At 66.6% G+C, this 15,387-nt stretch carries 18 protein-coding genes; 7 read left to right on the forward strand and 11 right to left on the reverse strand.

Annotated features, from left to right (window positions below; genetic code table 11):
- The first annotated feature begins 31 nt into the window (after positions 1–31).
- Together MVF96_RS12470 and MVF96_RS12475 are read left to right on the forward strand one after the other, a co-directional pair.
- Positions 32–346, forward strand: coding sequence for an ArsR/SmtB family transcription factor (locus MVF96_RS12470; RefSeq protein ID WP_247449235.1), 315 nt, complete (start codon positions 32–34; stop codon positions 344–346).
- A complete protein-coding gene (locus tag MVF96_RS12475; RefSeq protein WP_058250505.1) occupies positions 343–747 on the forward strand; it encodes a VOC family protein in 405 nt (134 codons plus the stop codon). Before MVF96_RS12470 ends, MVF96_RS12475 begins: the two co-directional genes overlap by 4 nt.
- Here MVF96_RS12475 and MVF96_RS12480 read toward each other — a convergent pair whose 3' ends face one another.
- Entirely contained in the window at positions 748–1,929 is a 1,182-nt protein-coding gene (locus tag MVF96_RS12480) for a DUF2235 domain-containing protein (RefSeq protein ID WP_247452102.1), read from the reverse strand.
- A 103-nt stretch (positions 1,930–2,032) separates the two neighbouring features.
- Here MVF96_RS12480 and MVF96_RS12485 point away from each other — a divergent pair, with 103 nt between their 5' ends.
- The 4 genes from MVF96_RS12485 (at position 2,033) to fadD5 (ending at position 6,494) form a co-directional block, all read left to right on the forward strand.
- Positions 2,033–2,533: a M15 family metallopeptidase gene (locus MVF96_RS12485; protein WP_247449237.1), complete on the forward strand. Its 501-nt coding sequence runs from the start codon at positions 2,033–2,035 to the stop codon at positions 2,531–2,533.
- Positions 2,534–3,084: 551 nt separating this feature from the next.
- On the forward strand, positions 3,085–3,462 hold the full coding sequence (locus MVF96_RS12490; protein ID WP_065630007.1) for a YciI family protein: 378 nt from the start codon (positions 3,085–3,087) through the stop codon (positions 3,460–3,462).
- Positions 3,459–4,694 carry an RNA polymerase sigma factor gene (locus MVF96_RS12495; protein WP_247449239.1) on the forward strand — a complete coding sequence of 412 codons (1,236 nt, stop codon included), beginning with the start codon at positions 3,459–3,461 and terminating at the stop codon, positions 4,692–4,694. Before MVF96_RS12490 ends, MVF96_RS12495 begins: the two co-directional genes overlap by 4 nt.
- A 189-nt stretch (positions 4,695–4,883) precedes the next feature.
- Entirely contained in the window at positions 4,884–6,494 is a 1,611-nt protein-coding gene (gene fadD5, locus MVF96_RS12500; RefSeq protein WP_247449240.1) for a fatty-acid--CoA ligase FadD5, read from the forward strand.
- 248 nt (positions 6,495–6,742) lie between these two features.
- Here the strand turns inward: fadD5 and MVF96_RS12505 are convergent, their stop codons facing one another.
- From MVF96_RS12505 to MVF96_RS12550, 10 genes are all read right to left on the reverse strand, one after another.
- Entirely contained in the window at positions 6,743–7,543 is an 801-nt protein-coding gene (locus tag MVF96_RS12505) for a crotonase/enoyl-CoA hydratase family protein (protein ID WP_247449242.1), read from the reverse strand.
- A gap of 4 nt (positions 7,544–7,547) precedes the next feature.
- On the reverse strand, positions 7,548–8,273 hold the full coding sequence (locus MVF96_RS12510; RefSeq protein WP_247449244.1) for a hypothetical protein: 726 nt from the start codon (positions 8,271–8,273) through the stop codon (positions 7,548–7,550).
- Positions 8,274–8,328: 55 nt separating this feature from the next.
- Positions 8,329–9,447: an FAD-dependent oxidoreductase gene (locus MVF96_RS12515; protein WP_247449246.1), complete on the reverse strand. Its 1,119-nt coding sequence runs from the start codon at positions 9,445–9,447 to the stop codon at positions 8,329–8,331.
- Complete coding sequence (locus MVF96_RS12520) at positions 9,444–10,376, reverse strand: DUF1295 domain-containing protein (protein WP_247449247.1); 933 nt, start codon at positions 10,374–10,376, stop codon at positions 9,444–9,446. The genes MVF96_RS12515 and MVF96_RS12520 overlap by 4 nt, the downstream gene beginning before the upstream one ends.
- Positions 10,376–10,852 carry a glutathione peroxidase gene (locus MVF96_RS12525; RefSeq protein WP_247449249.1) on the reverse strand — a complete coding sequence of 159 codons (477 nt, stop codon included), beginning with the start codon at positions 10,850–10,852 and terminating at the stop codon, positions 10,376–10,378. Before MVF96_RS12525 ends, MVF96_RS12520 begins: the two co-directional genes overlap by 1 nt.
- Before the next feature lie 60 nt (positions 10,853–10,912).
- Positions 10,913–11,629, reverse strand: coding sequence for a ferredoxin reductase (locus tag MVF96_RS12530; RefSeq protein WP_058250514.1), 717 nt, complete (start codon positions 11,627–11,629; stop codon positions 10,913–10,915).
- The gene (locus tag MVF96_RS12535; protein ID WP_058250515.1) at positions 11,626–12,222 is read right to left on the reverse strand and encodes a sulfite oxidase-like oxidoreductase; all 597 of its coding nucleotides are present in this window, start codon (positions 12,220–12,222) and stop codon (positions 11,626–11,628) included. The genes MVF96_RS12530 and MVF96_RS12535 overlap by 4 nt, the downstream gene beginning before the upstream one ends.
- 124 nt (positions 12,223–12,346) lie before the next feature.
- Complete coding sequence (locus tag MVF96_RS12540; RefSeq protein WP_247449250.1) at positions 12,347–13,690, reverse strand: permease prefix domain 1-containing protein; 1,344 nt, start codon at positions 13,688–13,690, stop codon at positions 12,347–12,349.
- Positions 13,687–14,046, reverse strand: coding sequence for a PadR family transcriptional regulator (locus MVF96_RS12545; protein ID WP_065629999.1), 360 nt, complete (start codon positions 14,044–14,046; stop codon positions 13,687–13,689). The genes MVF96_RS12540 and MVF96_RS12545 overlap by 4 nt, the downstream gene beginning before the upstream one ends.
- A gap of 74 nt (positions 14,047–14,120) precedes the next feature.
- Positions 14,121–14,324, reverse strand: a complete 204-nt coding sequence (locus tag MVF96_RS12550; RefSeq protein ID WP_004018570.1) for a hypervirulence associated TUDOR domain-containing protein — start codon at positions 14,322–14,324, stop codon at positions 14,121–14,123.
- A 97-nt stretch (positions 14,325–14,421) separates the two neighbouring features.
- On the opposite strand from MVF96_RS12550, the gene MVF96_RS12555 reads away from it, so the two are divergent.
- On the forward strand, positions 14,422–15,387 hold the full coding sequence (locus MVF96_RS12555; protein ID WP_058250599.1) for an ABC transporter ATP-binding protein: 966 nt from the start codon (positions 14,422–14,424) through the stop codon (positions 15,385–15,387).

The following is a 15,387-nucleotide window of genomic DNA, read 5'->3' on the forward strand; positions in this document are numbered from 1 at the left end:
AGCAATGGCGAGCGCGGCGGCCACCATTGACATGCAAGTAGCGACTTGCCTATTGTCAGGTGTGGCCGACGTGTTCCATGCACTCGATGACTCGACGAGGCGAGCAATCCTCGACGAGCTGGTCGAACGGGACGGCCAGACGTTGTTCGAGATCTGCGGTCGTCTCACGTCTCGGCGTGGGCTCAACCTGAGCCGACAGGCGATCTCCCAGCACCTCGGCGTGCTGGAGACGGCCGGACTGGTCCACACCGAGAAACGCGGACGTTCCAAATTCCACTACTTCGACCCCGCACCGCTCGGCGAGATCGCCGAGCGGTGGCCCGCCCCTCGAAAGGACCTCCCATGAGAATGACACTGATGTCCGTCTTCGTCGACGACCAGCGTAAGGCGCACGAGTTCTACACCGAGATACTCGGATTCACGACTCGCCATGACATTCCGATGGGCGAGAACACGTGGTGGTTGACGGTGGTCTCCCCTCACGATCCCGAGGGGATGGAACTTCTTCTCGAACCGTCTGGCCACCCCGCGGTCAAGCCCTACCGTGACGCGCTCATCGAAGACGGAATCCCGTTGGCGCAGTTCGCCGTCGACGATGTGCAGGCCGAGTACGAGCGGCTACGGGGCCTCGGCGTGGAGTTCACCCAGGAACCGACCGATATCGGACCTGCGGTCGTAGCGGTCTTCGACGACACGTGCGGCAATCTGATCCAGATCGCTGCAACGAAAGACGTTGCCCCGCAGTGACTATTGCTGTGGAAGCAGCGACTCAGACGCGGGGGATGCCGGTTGTCGGGTAGTCACCGGCGCCTCGAGCGGAGGAATGTCGACCGCGCGGACCGACAGGTCCTTGATCAGCTCTTCCCACGCGCCGATGTTCGTCGCCCTCTTCTTGCGTGACCCGATGTCGTCAGTCCACCGAGTAAGCGCGGGCGCGGCTATGTACAGCGGCCTTGCTGGATCATTCTTGTTCGCCTCGAGCAGTCGCGACTGACCCTTGTGGCGCACGGTTTCTCCGCGCATTCGCAGCGGGCCGAACGCGAGCTTGAAGATGTTGACGATGCGGTAGGCAGCGTTCATCGACTTATTGGTCGCGTACTTCTCGTTCGACGGGTCGATGGGGAAGCTGATAGGCGTGAATCGCTTGTAGCAGAACTGCAGGCCGGCAAGTTCCGCCTCGCGCACCATCCAGGACAGACTCAGTTCCGAGGGTTCAGTGACCGCCAGACCACCGCCGATGTCGGAGTGGACCCCCTCGAACCACACCTGTTTGACGTCGATCTCGCCCTCATCTGCCTTGTCGACTTCCCAGACACAGGGATCGAATGTCAGCCGACGTTCGTCGATGGCGAGCGCCTGCCTGGCCACTGCGACGTTCTTGCCGAGCTTCACGTCGTGGAACTTGTGCTTGACGCGGGTGATGCCGGGAACGCCGAGCGCACCGACGGTGTCGAAGACCCCGATGAACTTGACCGGCACCGGGGCGCCTGGGGTCTTCGCCGGACGATCCTCCCGCTTCATCCGGTAGTACCGCAGGACTGTTTCAAACAGGTTCTCGGTTGGGTGCTGCGCGAGTTCGAGCGGGGTGACAAGGCCGATGTGCCAGATCATGCCCCCGAGACTCCGTGCAGTGTATGCGCCGCGACTGAACCCGAAGACGAAGATCTCATCGCCGGGCTCGTAGTTCAGAGCGAGGAATCGGTAGGCATCGATCAGGTTGGCATCGAGGCCGCGACCGAACGCCCCGCCGATGACGCGGTCAGACCAGCCCGACCCGGTTCCCACGCCGTTGACGTAATGGACCAGCTGCACAGCGCCGTCGTCGGCATCGGTGGTGACGGCTCGGGCGATCTTCTCGACATTCGAAATTCGTGGGTCTTTCGACGACTTCCACGTGCCGTCGCAACAGACCACCAGACGCTTCTTCATTTTTCCGACCCTCCACAGGCTCGCACGCGGCCCACCCGCAGTAAACGGTAATAGCTCCGACGGTTCGATGCGATAGGCGTCGGTCGTACGGTTTACTGCGGTCATGAGGTTCATCGACATCGCGGCCCGGCGAATCACGGTCATCTGTACCGCCGTACTCGGGGCCCTGCTGCTATCCGGACTCGGCGGCGTACCGGCGAATGCCGCGCCGCCCACCGCCGGCCTCGATCCAGCGCTGGCGGTGGCGTACCAGCAGGCGTCGAACAGCGCACGGGCACAGGGGGTCTCGCTGTGGATCACGTCCGGTAAGCGGACAGACGCGGAGCAGCGTCAGATGTGGCGCGATGCGATCGCGACCTATGGCAGCCCGGAAGCCGCTCGGCGGTGGGTCCTGCCGGCGGAACAATCGCCACATGTGAGCGGCCACGCCATCGACGTCGGCCCTCGGGAAGGCGCAGCCTGGCTCGAACGAACCGGTTACCGCTGGGGTCTGTGCCGAACCTTCGCCAACGAGTGGTGGCACTTCGAGCTCGCGACGGTACCCGGCCTCCCGTGCCCTGCGATGTGGCCCGATGCCGCGGCCCGCGCTGACCGGCTTCGTTAGTGGTGGCCTTTTGTGAGGACCCTTCGTGACGGCCCTCCGCAAGCTCCGGGCCTCCTCAGGGAGCGGGGGACACGGCCCTCCGCAAGCTCCGGGCCTCCTCAGGGAGCGGGGGGGACACGGCCCTCCGCAAGCTCCGGGCCTCCTCAGGGAGCGAAAGGGATACGGCCCTCCGCAAGCTCCGGGCCTCCTCAATATCTGCGGCCTGGCGGCCATCGTGACCAATAAAACAGTCGTAAACGTCCCAAAGGAATGCTCCCTGAGGTGCGAGCGAAGCGAGCCACGAAGGGTGTGGCAACTTGTCTCGCCGGGCCCTTCGTGGCTCGTCGCTTGCGCTCCTCGCACCTCAGGGAGCAGAGGGAGGGCATCGCTTGCACCCTACGGACCAGCAATTTTGTGGTTCTTCGGATCAGGGAGCAGGGGTTATGCGCTCCGTCTGATTAGGGGCAGCGGTAATCGAAGAACGATGTGCCGAATGTGTCGAATGGCGTCCGGCACGCTCGTCATCACTGCACACGGACCGACGAGCGGCCCGCTGAACGAGAGGCCTGATCATGCATTACTCGCTGCTGCTGCACTACCCGGAGATGGACGCGTCGACCCTCGGTGAGGAAGCGATCGCTCAGGGACAAGCCGCCTTCGCCGCCTACACGACGGCCCTCCAAGACGCCGGCGTGCTCGTGAGTGCCGAAGTCCTACAGCACTCGGACGTCACGACGACGCTGCGCAAGGTCGACGGCCGGCTCGTCGTTCAGGACGGCCCCTTCGCCGACACCAAGGAACAGCTCGGCGGAACCGTCGTCATCGATGTCGACGATCTCGACGCCGCCATCGAGTGGGCGCGTCAGGCACCGCCGATCGAGTGGGGTGTCGTGGAGATCAGGCCCGGCGCGACCTACACCGTCGATGGTGCGTGGACACCCAACGCATGACCCGACGAGAAGCGCACACCGCCGCCGAACATGCTGCCCGCGAGTCATATTCGCGGCTGGTGGCGCTTCTCGCCGCCGCGTCGGGGGATCTCGCGCTCGCGGAGGATGCACTGGCCACCGCCTTCGAACGTGCGCTCACCTCGTGGCCGTCAGATGGGGTACCCGCGAACCCGGAAGGCTGGCTGCTCACGGTCGCACGCAACCAGCAGCGCGACGTCTGGAAGTCGGCGGCGCACCGTACGTCGAAGATCCTCGACGACACCATCTCTCCCGGAGCCACCACCGTGACTCCCTTCGACGATGTGGACCCCGACGCCATTCCCGACAAGCGCCTCGAATTGTTGTTCACCTGCGCCCATCCGGCCATCAACGCCGCCGCCCGCACGCCGCTCATGCTGCAGTCGGTGCTCGGCTTCGAGGCCGCCGACATCGCCACCGCCTTCACGGTCGCCCCGGCAACGATGTCGCAGCGCCTCGTGCGAGCCAAGCGCCGGATCCGCGACGCCCGCATACCGTTCGTCGTTCCCGACCGCGCGGCGATGCCGGAACGACTCCCCGCTGTGCTGGAAGCAGTCTATGGGTGTTTCGCGATCGCGTGGAACGACGCCGACGGGACCGATCCCGACACCGTCGAATCGATGGCGGGGGAGTCGCTGCACCTGGCCGTCACGCTCGCCGCGCTGCTCGACGATCCCGAGGCGTGGGGACTCGCTGCGCTGATCGCGCTCTCGTTGTCGCGGGCGCCGGCACGGACCGGCCCGTTCATCCCGCTCGAAGAGCAGGATCCGGCCACCTGGGATGTCGCGCTCATCCGGGACGGGGAAGCGATGCTCCGACGCGCATCGGCGTTCGGCCGGCCGCACGGTCGGTTCCAGCTCGAGGCCGCGATGCAGTCCGTCCATGCCGACCGCGCACGCACCGGTGTCGTCGACTGGGCCGCATTACAGTCGCTGTCGTCCGCGCTCATGGCCGTGGCGCCGACGCTTGGTGCGCGGATCGCCCACGCTGCGATCGTCGGGCGGGCGAGTTCCCCCGCAGATGGACTATCACTGCTTGACGAGTTGGGCGGTGACGCCGCGGGTTTCGGCCCGTTCCACGCGGCGAAGGCAGATCTGCTGGTTCGGGTCGGGCACTCCGACGCGGCGCGTGAGCACTTCGAGCGGGCCGCCGAGCTCACCGGCGACGAGCGAGCGCGAAAGTATCTGCGACGACGTGCGCGCGAGGTTGAGTAGCCATCGTCGCGAGCCCGACGAAAAACGACGCACGGTCGAGGGTGGCGCCGGCCTGGTGTCACCAAACGGCGGGAATGCCTGATTCTGGCAACACCGACGACCTAATGTGTGACTCGGGACACAACAGTGCCGGACCCTCACCGAGGGCTTCACAACGGGTCGAGCCTCGCTCGACGAATGGAGGCAGTCATGACTGCAAGTGCCGAGGTCACGAACGATCTGACCACCGAGCCGTACCGCTCGCGCCGCAATCACTGGAACAACCAGGTCCGCCGGCACGCCATGATGACCCCGGACAACACGGCGATCACCTACCTCGACAAGAACACGACCTGGAAGGAACTCGACGACCGGTCGCGCGCCTTCGGAGCCGCACTCCATCGGCGGGGTGTCCAGTTCGGTGATCGGGTTCTGATGGCCCTGCTCAACCGCACCGAGTACATCGAGGCGATTCTCGGGGCCACTCTCATCGGCGCCATCCCGGTACCGGTCAACATCCGCATGAGCCCCGCCGAGGTTGCCTATCTCGTCACCGACAGCGGTGCGAAGGTCGTCGTCACCGAGACCCTCCTCGCTCCGATCGCGGACGCGGTCGCCGGGTCGACCGGTCAGATCGAGACCATCATCGTCGTCGACGGCAGCGACAACGCCGACCATCTCGACTTCGAGACCCTGCTGGCCGAGGGCGCGTCGGACCTGCCGGAGGTCGACGTGCCCGAGGACACCGTCGCCGCCATCATGTACACCTCGGGCACCACCGGAAAACCCAAGGGCGCCATGCTCACTCATCAGAACATCCAGGCGCAGGCGGTGACGACGATCGCCACGGCCGGGGCACAGTCCGGTTCCGATGACGTCGCCTCGATCGTGCCGCCGCTGTTCCACATCGCGGGGATCGGCGGCTTCGCACCGATCTTCTACCGCGGGATCCGCGCGGTGCTCCACCCGCTCGGGGCTTTCGATCCCGACACCATGCTCGACACGCTGGAGCGCGAAGGCGTCACGTCGGTCTTCATGGTCCCGGCACAGTGGCAGGCCGTGTGTGCGGCGCAGAAAGCGCGTCCCCGGAAGCTCAAGCTGCGCACGATGAGTTGGGGCGCGGCCCCGGCGTCGGACACCGTGCTGAACGCGATGAACGAATCCTTCCCGGAGGCCGCCAACATGACCGCGTTCGGTCAGACCGAGATGTCGCCGGTGACGACGATCCTCGAGGGCAAGGACGCACTGCGCAAGCTCGGATCCATCGGCAAGGTCGTCCCGGCGGTCACCGCGCGCATCGTCGATCCGCTCATGAACGACGTGAAGCCCGGTGAGGTCGGCGAGATCGTGTATCGCGGGCCCAACATGATGATCGGCTACTGGAACAAGCCCGAGGCGACCGCGGAAGCCTTCCGCGGCGGCTGGTTCCACTCGGGCGACCTGGTGCGTCAGGACGAGGAGGGTTTCCTCTACGTCGTCGACCGCGCCAAGGACATGATCATCTCGGGCGGCGAGAACATCTACTGCGCCGAGGTCGAGAATGTCCTGTTCAGCCATCCGAGCATCACCGAGGCGGCGATCATCGGTCGGGCGGACGAGAAGTGGGGCGAGGTGCCGGTCGCCGTGGTCGTGCTCGCCGAAGGCGTCGCGGACCTCACCCTCACTGATCTCGAGCCGCACCTCAACGAGAACCTCGCGCGGTTCAAGCACCCCAAGGACCTGGTGATCATCGACGAACTCCCACGCAACGCCGGGGGGAAGGTCGTCAAGCCACGGCTCCGAGATGCCTACGGCAGCAAGGACGCCGGACTGTCGAACTGATCACCGCCCGCTCCCTGAGGTGAGCGTCCGATTTCTATGCTCCCTGAGGTGCGAGCGAAGCGAGCCACGAAGGGTTTGGCGACGCATCTCACCAGGACCCTTCGAGGCTCGTCGCTAACGCTCCTCGCACCTCAGGGAGCAGAGGGAGGGCATCGCTTCCACCCCACAGTCCAGCGGTTCGTGGTTCTTTCGGATCAGGGAGCAGAGGGGGCGCCAGAGCGAAAGCGACGAGCCGACAGGCCAGCCGGTCACTCCGGGTCGGCGAAGCGCGCTTCCCGTCGCGCCATCCCGGCGTGTACCGCCTCCATCTGATTGGGGGATCCCATCAGTCCGACCTGGAGTTCGCTCTCCAGCATCAGCGCCGCGGCCGGATCCGTGCCCGCCCACGACTCGTCGTACAGGCGCTTGGCGGCGCGGACCGCGTGCGGCGATTTCGACGCGATCTCGTGCGCGAGTTCGAGTGCGGCGGTGAGCGGATCGTCGACGACGCGGGTGACCAGCCCGAGTCGTTGGGCCTCGGCGCCGTCGACGATGCGTCCGGTGAACGTGAGTTCCTTTGCCACATCGGCGGACACGAGTCGCGGGAGGGTCTGGGTGATGCCCATGTCGGGCACCAGTCCCCACTTGACCTCCATGATGGACAGGCGCGCGTCGGGGGTCGAATAGCGGATGTCGGCGCCCAGCGCGATCTGCAGGCCACCGCCGAAACAGTTGCCGGTGATGGCCGCGATCACCGGTGCCGGGATGCGGCCCCAGTCCAGTGACACCCGCTGCGCGTGATTGCCGAGCACGCCCGGTTCGCGCTCCAGCAGCGAGTTCACCCCGCCACCCTGACCCAGGCTCGACACGTCCAGGCCGGAACAGAAACTCTTGCCCGCACCGTGTACCACCACGGCCCGGACGCGGTTGTCCTCGGCGAGGGTGCCCGTCACGTCGATGAGGGCCTCGAACATCGCCGGATCGAGCGCGTTGTGTTTGTCGGCTCGGTTGAGCGTCGCCGTGGCGACACCGGCGTCGTCGATGTCCACGACGATCCGCTGCTCGGTCATGTATCTACTTCCGATCTGTTGTGGGTGGGTGTTTGATCTCGCGGAGCTGACGGCCGCGGCGTTGGTATCGCCAGATGAAGTAGCCGACGCCGATCGCCAGAACGACCCCGATGATCACGCCCCAGGCGGTGGCGGCGCGGAAGCCGGGCGCTTCGACGTCGAAGATGCGCTCGCCGGCATGTGCGCCGTTCCCACCGCCGGCGACCACCGTGAGAGTCAGCAGGTTGGGGATCGCGACGACCACGCCGAGAACAGCGAACATGATCGTCGGGACGTTCTTCATGCGGCTGCGGTTGACGAACGCCAACGTGAAGAACAGCACGGGCAAGAAGGTGCACACGATCCCGAGAACCAGGCCGGTGCCGATGCCGCGGCTGAACGATCCTTCGACGCGCTGCCCGATCTGACCGGCCCACCAGCGCGGCAGGAACGCCTCGAGGATGAAGTAGGTTACGACGAGCAGCGCCGCGATGACGAGTCCGATCACCACCTTCTTCACCACGGAGTTCGCGCGTTCGGCGGCGGTCGGCTTGACCGGGGTCGTCCCATCGGTCGTCGAGTCGGTCGGCGCGACGCCGGGTGTGGTTCCGGCGGGATACTGGGAAGCTTCCGGTGGCGGCGCGGCGGGAGGCACCGCTCCCGACGGGTACGCGCCGGAGGGCGTCTGTCCGGGCCCGCCCGGGGTCGGCGGCTGTCCGGATGGATTGGCAGAGAACGATTCGTTGCTCATGGGCCGAGTGTATGCGCGGACCGCTGCCCGTCCGCCCGGAAAACACCCCGTGCACTCACGGCTTCCGGATGCCGCCGTAGATTCCGCGACGGACGATCCACGGTTGCAGGATCGTGTCGACCGACCACGCCGGGAATCGGAACGGTCGCCCGTTGGGCGCAAACACCTGCAGACCGTCGGCCTGGACACCGAGCACCGAACCCCAACGCCGCCGTGGGGGAGCGTAGCGCCGCGCACGGCCCGGCCGCCCGGCGAGGTCGGACCGGATGTTGTGTGCGAGCAAACGATCGGCACGATTCCGAGCGGAACTGCGGAGGTCGTCGGTCGCCGCGACGTCGCCGATCGCGTAGACGAGATCCGCACCGGGTACGCGCAGTTCGGCCGTCACGCGCACGAAGCCCGACGGATCGAGCACCTCTCGCGGAAGCCACTCCGTGTTCGGTCTCACCCGGCCGATGGCCCAGAGCACGGCATCGGCCTTCACCGGAGACTGCCCCGTCGAGAGGCTCACCGGCCCCGGAGTGATCTCGTCGCAAGCGAACCCGTCGGGTACGACCGCACGATGGCCGCCGTGCACGCCGACGCCGAGCCGGCGCAACCGGGCCAGTACGGTCGCCCAAGTCCGCGGATGATGCTGCGGCAGAGCACGTTCGCCCGGGTGATACAGGTCGACCTGTTTGCCCGGCCAGGTCTGCGCCAGGTTGGCGGCGGCACTCACCGCCGCTGCACCGCCACCGATCACCGCGATGGTCTCGGCATCAGCGAACCGCGCATGAGCCGAGCGCAACTCGGCGTCGACGTCGGCTTCCGACTGCAGTTCCGGATGTCTCCAGAACCCATTCCGCACGCCGGTGGAGATGACCAGCGCGTCGAAACGCTCGACCCTCTCGGTGCCGTTGGCGTCGGCGACGGTGACGGTGCGGTCACCGAGGTCGGCACCCGTCAGTGTGCCGTGGACGGTCCGGATTCCGTCGAGCTTCCGGAAGCGCCCGAACGGAATCCGGTAGTCGCGCGCCCACGCATCGGGCCGGCTGATCCGCAGCCCGAGTTCCTGCCCGCTGACCAGCCCTGGCTTCGACGAGATGCCCACGACGTCGGCATGCGGGGCGAGATGGATCGCGGTCAGTACTCCGGAATCACCGAGGCCGGCGACGACGACGCGTGGTCGGCTCACGCGGTGACCTGATCCGGCGGATGCGCGGCCGAGCGCGGGGGTCGGGGGACGAAGCGTGGCACCCGGTCGATGACGTCCTGGTAACCGGGGCGCCGCTCGAGGCTCCGCTTCTCCATCATGGGGATGCTGGCACCGAGGAACATCGCGAGCATCAGGACCGCGCCCACGAACAGCCACCACCAGTCACCGGGCGAGGCGGCGAGTCCGAACAGCGCCATCGATACCCAGAACAGGACCTCGCCGAAGTAGTTCGGGTGTCTCGACCAGGCCCACACTCCGGTGTCGAGGACGGCGCCCGGTGTTTTGTGCGCAGCGAATCGACGCAGCTGTCCGTCGGCGACGTACTCGAGCGCCGTCGCGGCGAGTCCGACGACGGCCGCAACCGCGGTCAGCCAGGCCAGCACGCCGCCGGTGTGGGTGACCGCGACGTAGATCGGGATCATGCCGAGGAACACCTGGATGGTGGGGAAGACGTGGATCGCCATCAGGTCCACGGGCAGTTCGGCGCGGCCGGCACCGGCCTTCAGCATCGGGTAGCGCCAGTCCTCGTGGTGGAGACCCGGCCAGCCGATCGCCCAGTTCGCAGTGAGCCGGATCGCCCAGGCGCCGATGACGATCGCGATGACCCAGCAGTGCACCGCGTCGATCCCGACGTCGCCGGCGGCCCACCAGTAGACGAACAGCGCGGGCGGCACGACGCTCCAATAGGCGTCGTAGAAGCTGGAATTGCCGTAGATCCGGCTGAACGCGAAGATCACGAGGGTGGCGAGCAGATCGGCGATCAGGGTGTCGAGCCAGAGGTAGGCGGTGGCCGGACCCCAGATGAGCCAGGCGGCGGCGACCGCGAAGGCCAGCACGTAGGCGATCGTCACGCGGACGAACGAACCGCTTCGGCTGATGGTGCTGTCGGTGCTCACGGGCGTCCCCATCACAGCTGTTCTTCGATGGATCCGGCGAGTTTCTCCGGTTTGGTCGTCGGCGAGTATCGCGCGACGACGGACCCGTCCCGCCCGATGAGGAACTTGGTGAAGTTCCATTTGATCCGGCCGCCGAGCACGCCGGATTTCTGATCCCGCAACCACGCGAACAGCGGGTGGGCGTCGGGACCGTTCACATCGACCTTCGCGAACATCGGGAAGGTCACGTCGTAGGTCAGCGAGCAGAAGCTCTTGATCTCCTCCTCGTCGCCGGGCTCCTGGTGCCCGAACTGATCGCACGGGAAGCCGAGTACGCGCAGACCCTTGTCGGCGTAATCCCGGTGCAGTGCCTCCAGACCGCGGTACTGCGGGGTGAACCCGCACTGCGAGGCGGTGTTCACGATGAGCAGGGGAGAGCCCTGGAACTGCGAGAGTTCGACGGGATCGCCGTCGATGCCGGTGGCGGTGAAGTCGTACACAGAGGTCATGCCGCTACGCTACGTGCCGATCAAGCACTTGCTTGGGTGAATCGTCGAAGCGTCCCGGCGTCACTCGCCGAATCGCTCGGTCCGGATGCGGGTACGGTCGTGTCCGGCCTCGACCATCCACTGGGCGCAGTTCTCGACGAACCGGTTCGGGCCGCAGATGAACACGGTCGGCGAGGTCGCCGGATCCATGGTCAGCGCGGCGAGTTCGTCGGCGGTGAGACGTCCCGCGGGCCGCGTCGCGTCGTCGGGTGCCACCCGGGTGTGGATCAGGTGAACATCCATGCGGCGGTGCGCGATCAACTGCCGGATCTCATCCCGGTAGTAGACGCGTTCGGGACTGCGGACCGAGTACACGAGGGAGAAGGGGGTCTGCGGCGCCTCGACCTCGCGGCTGCGGATCATCGACATGAGTGGCGCGATCCCGGAGCCACCGCCGATCAGTTGGACGGGACGGTCGTCGCCGGACGGCCAGGTGAACCAGTATCCGTGCGGATCGCTGATCTCCAACGGGTCGCCGACCTCCACCATGTCGACGAGGTAGGGCGACACCTCACCGTCTTCGAGTCGTTCGACGGTCACCTCGATCGACCGGGTCTCGCGGACGTCGGACAGCGAGTAGGCGCGTGCGGTGGAGTAGCCGTCCTCCGCGGTCAACCGGATGTCGACGTGTTGGCCGGGCAACGCATGCACTGCTTCGGGGAGGGCGAGGCGCAGCGCTCGCGCGGTGGGGGTGAGGTCGACGACCGCGGTGACCGTCGTGAGATGCCAGGTCGTCACGAGTAGCGCTGTTCGCGCCAGGGGTCGCCGTACATGTGATACCCGCGTTCCTCCCAGAATCCGGGTGCGTCTTCGGCCATGAAGCGAAGTCGCCGAACCCATTTGGCGCTCTTCCAGAAGTACAGGTGGGGCACGAGGAGGCGAGCCGGGCCGCCGTGCTCGGCGGACAGGGGTTCGCCGTCGTAGGTGTCGGCGATCCAGCCGCGGCCGTCGACGAGATCGGCGAGCGGCACGTTGGTGGTGTACCCGCCGTGGCAGTGCGCCATCACGAACGGGGCCGGTTCCCACGGCAGCGCCTGCAGCAAAGTGTCGAACGAGACCCCGCGCCACCGGGTGTCGAACTTCGACCACCGTGTGACGCAGTGGATGTCGGTGGTGATGTCGTCGTGCGGCAGTTCCTGGAACTGGTCCCATGTGAACGTGGCGGCCCGGTGGTCCGCGGACTGCACGGCCAGCATCCAGTCATTCGGAACGATCGCGGGTGTCGGCTCCGCGGACAGGACCGGGAAATCGAGTGTCGTGTACTGGCCGGGAGGGAGACGCCGCGCGTCGCGGTCGCGGCGCCCCACAAACCCTCGGTTGACGATCGCCATGGTCGCGGAGTCTACGCGGCTCGCATCCATTCGGCCCGCTCGCTTCGCTCTCTGGCGCCGGCATCAATTCGGCCCGCTCGCGACGCTCCCGGCGCCGCCTCGTCGGCGCGGCGCATTGGTGCGGTCAGGCGAAATCGAACAGCATCGGTACCACGACGACGACCGCGGCCGCCCAGAGTGCGAACACCGGCAGGTAGTCGGTCTGCCACCGCTCCGTCGCATCGAACCCGCGGCGGCGGCGGACGAATCCGAAGAGCAGGTACGCGGCCCAGGACAAGTTCACCAGCAGAACGAGATTGAGGCCGAGTGCCACCGTCTTGTTGGCCGTGAACCCGAACTCCGCGATCCGCGACGCCATGATCGTCAGCATCACCGCGTCGACCGCGAGCGCGGTCACGACCAACACCAGCTGCAGGCGGTCGAAGAGCTCCGGGCGCAGATGCGGATCGCGCGCCGAGATCGCGTACAGCAGCAAGCCGAGCACGACCACGAGAATCAGGTCCACCAGGATCAGCAGTTCACGGTCGACGTCCACGACGTCGCCACTGGTCACCATCGCGATCAGCAGCACGACGAGCATCACCGCGGTGACGGGCGTGAAGACCTTGGTCAACACCGGTGCGATGTTCTCGACCACGCTCTGCTTCGCCTCCACCAGCCATGCCGCCAGCAGCACGATGCCGGGCGCGGCGATGGGCGCCAGCCACTGGGAGATCACGGTGTCGACGTCGATGTCGAGCGCACCGAATGCCCCCGCGGTCAGGCCGGTGAGGACTCCCGCACCGAGGCCGAGAAGCGTTGCGTACACGACCCATTCGCCAGTGAACCGGATGAAGTCCATCCGACGCGGTCCGGACGTCCAGCGGCCGCCGACATAGGCAACCCCCATGAGGAACCACAGGACGATCGGCGCGTGGATCGCGACGATAGCCTGGGTGGTGCCGTCGCCGACGAACGGGTAGACGTTGACGACGATTCCGGTCACGACGAACGCAGCCATCACCGTGAGCGCGGTTCGCGCCGAGATGCGCCGTTTCCAGCCGAAATACAGTGCCATGAAGGGAAGTACGAGCAGTGCGGCATTGCGGACGAGCACCCATTCCGGCATGACCTCGACGGCGACGCGGACGGTCGTGGCGGCCGCGACGACGAGGCCGATCACGACTCCGAGTTCATGACGTCGTCGGCCCAGATCGCCGGATGGTTCCGCGGTCAGCACCAGCTGCTTCCACAACCGGTCGGAGTGCTCGCGGGCGAACTCACGCGACAGCGCATCGACGCGGCCCATGCGCTTGACGGCGACCAGGAACGCTTCGTCGTCGTCGAGGCCGCCGGCGGCGAGGTCGGCGATCTGCCCGCGCAGGTGGTCTTCAATCTCGTCGGCGTCGGTGGTGGCGATGGCTTGATGTCGGAGAACGTATCCGCGCCATCGGTCGATCTGGCTCTCGAGCTCGGTCTCCGCGGTCATGCCAGGCCCTCCGCGGCCGGCGGCAGGGCGACCGTCCGCCACACCTGGTCGAGCGCGTCGGCCACGACCTCCCACTGCGACCTCCGCTCGGCGAGCGCGGCCAACCCCGATGCCGTGATCGAGTAGTGCTTGCGACGCCGCCCGGTGTCGGCTGCACCCCAGCTCGCCTCGACGTGGCCGGCGCGCTCCAAACGGTGCAGAAGGGGATAGAGCATGCCGTCGGTCCACTCCATCCGACCACCGGACATCTCTCGGACCCGCTTGAGGATGGCGTACCCGTACGACTCGCCCTCGGCGAGAATCCCCAGCACCAGCGGGGTCGCGGACGCGGCCACCAAGTCCTTCTCGATATACATAGCACTCCTATACCTAGAACTGCTAGGAGCATAGCAGTTCTAGGTATAGGAGTCCTCGGACCGGCGTGTGCCGATTACTTCTTCGACAGGGACGACTCCTTGTGGGCGGCCTTCGAGCCCGTCTTCGACGACTTGACGATCCAGTACGGCTCGTCCTCGCTGGCCTTGAACTTCTGCCCCTCGAAGGTGAATTCCTTGGTGCGCTTCTCTTCCGCAGTGCCCTCGGTCTCGCCCTGAGAGGTGTTCCAGCGGACGGTGTCGTTCTTCTTGATCGCCATGGCGGCAGTGTGCCCCGACGGCGTCGACGGTCAAACCTTCTCCGCTGCAAGAGTCGCTGTGGAACGATCATCACGTCGTGTCGAGCCGGAGGTACGCATGAGCGTCGAACGTTCCGAGAACCCGCAGAGAACCGAGCCCGCCATCGACGTCCGGGGTCTGCGTAAGTCGTTCGGTAGGTTCGAAGCCCTCCGCGGACTTGACCTCGAAGTTGCGCGAGGCGAGGTCCACGGCTTTCTCGGGCCCAATGGCGCGGGCAAGTCGACGACGATCCGGGTCCTGCTGGGTCTGTTGCGCGCGGACGGGGGAGAGGTCCGACTCCTCGGCGGCGACCCCTGGCGTGACGTCGTCGAGCTGCACCGCCGGCTGGCGTACGTACCCGGCGACGTCGCGTTGTGGCCGACGATGACCGGCGGGGAGATGATCGATCTGCTCGGCTCGATGCGCGGCGGACTCGACGAGGGGCGCCGGGCCGACCTGGTTTCCAGGTTCGAGCTCGACACCTCCAAACGTGGACGGCAGTACTCCAAGGGAAACCGGCAGAAGGTCGCGATCGTGGCGGCGCTGGCATCCGATGTCGAGCTGCTCATCCTCGACGAGCCGACGTCGGGCCTGGACCCGTTGATGGAGAACGTCTTCCAGGAGGTCGTGGGGGAGGCCACCGCCCGCGGTACCACCGTGCTGCTGTCGAGTCACATCCTCGCCGAGGCGGAGACCCTGGCGGACCGGCTCAGCATCATCCGCGACGGGGCCGTCGTGGCGACCGGCTCCTTGGCAGAGCTGCGGGGTCACACCCGCACTTCCGTTCGTGCCGAGCTGGATTCGGCGCCGAGCCCGGACCTCGTGGCGCAACTGCACAACGCCGAGGTGCACGATATCGATTCGCACGACCACGACTCCGGCGGGCTCCGACTGAGTGCGACCGTGGACTCGGATCAGATCGGTCCGGTGATGTCAGCGCTGACCGCCTGCGGCCTGCGATCGCTGACGGTCGAACCGCCTTCACTGGAAAGCCTGTTCCTGTCGCTGTATGAGAAGAACGACGTGTCCGCCGGAGAACGGTGA

This window comes from Gordonia hongkongensis (genome assembly GCF_023078355.1).
GTDB classification, from domain to species: domain Bacteria; phylum Actinomycetota; class Actinomycetes; order Mycobacteriales; family Mycobacteriaceae; genus Gordonia; species Gordonia hongkongensis.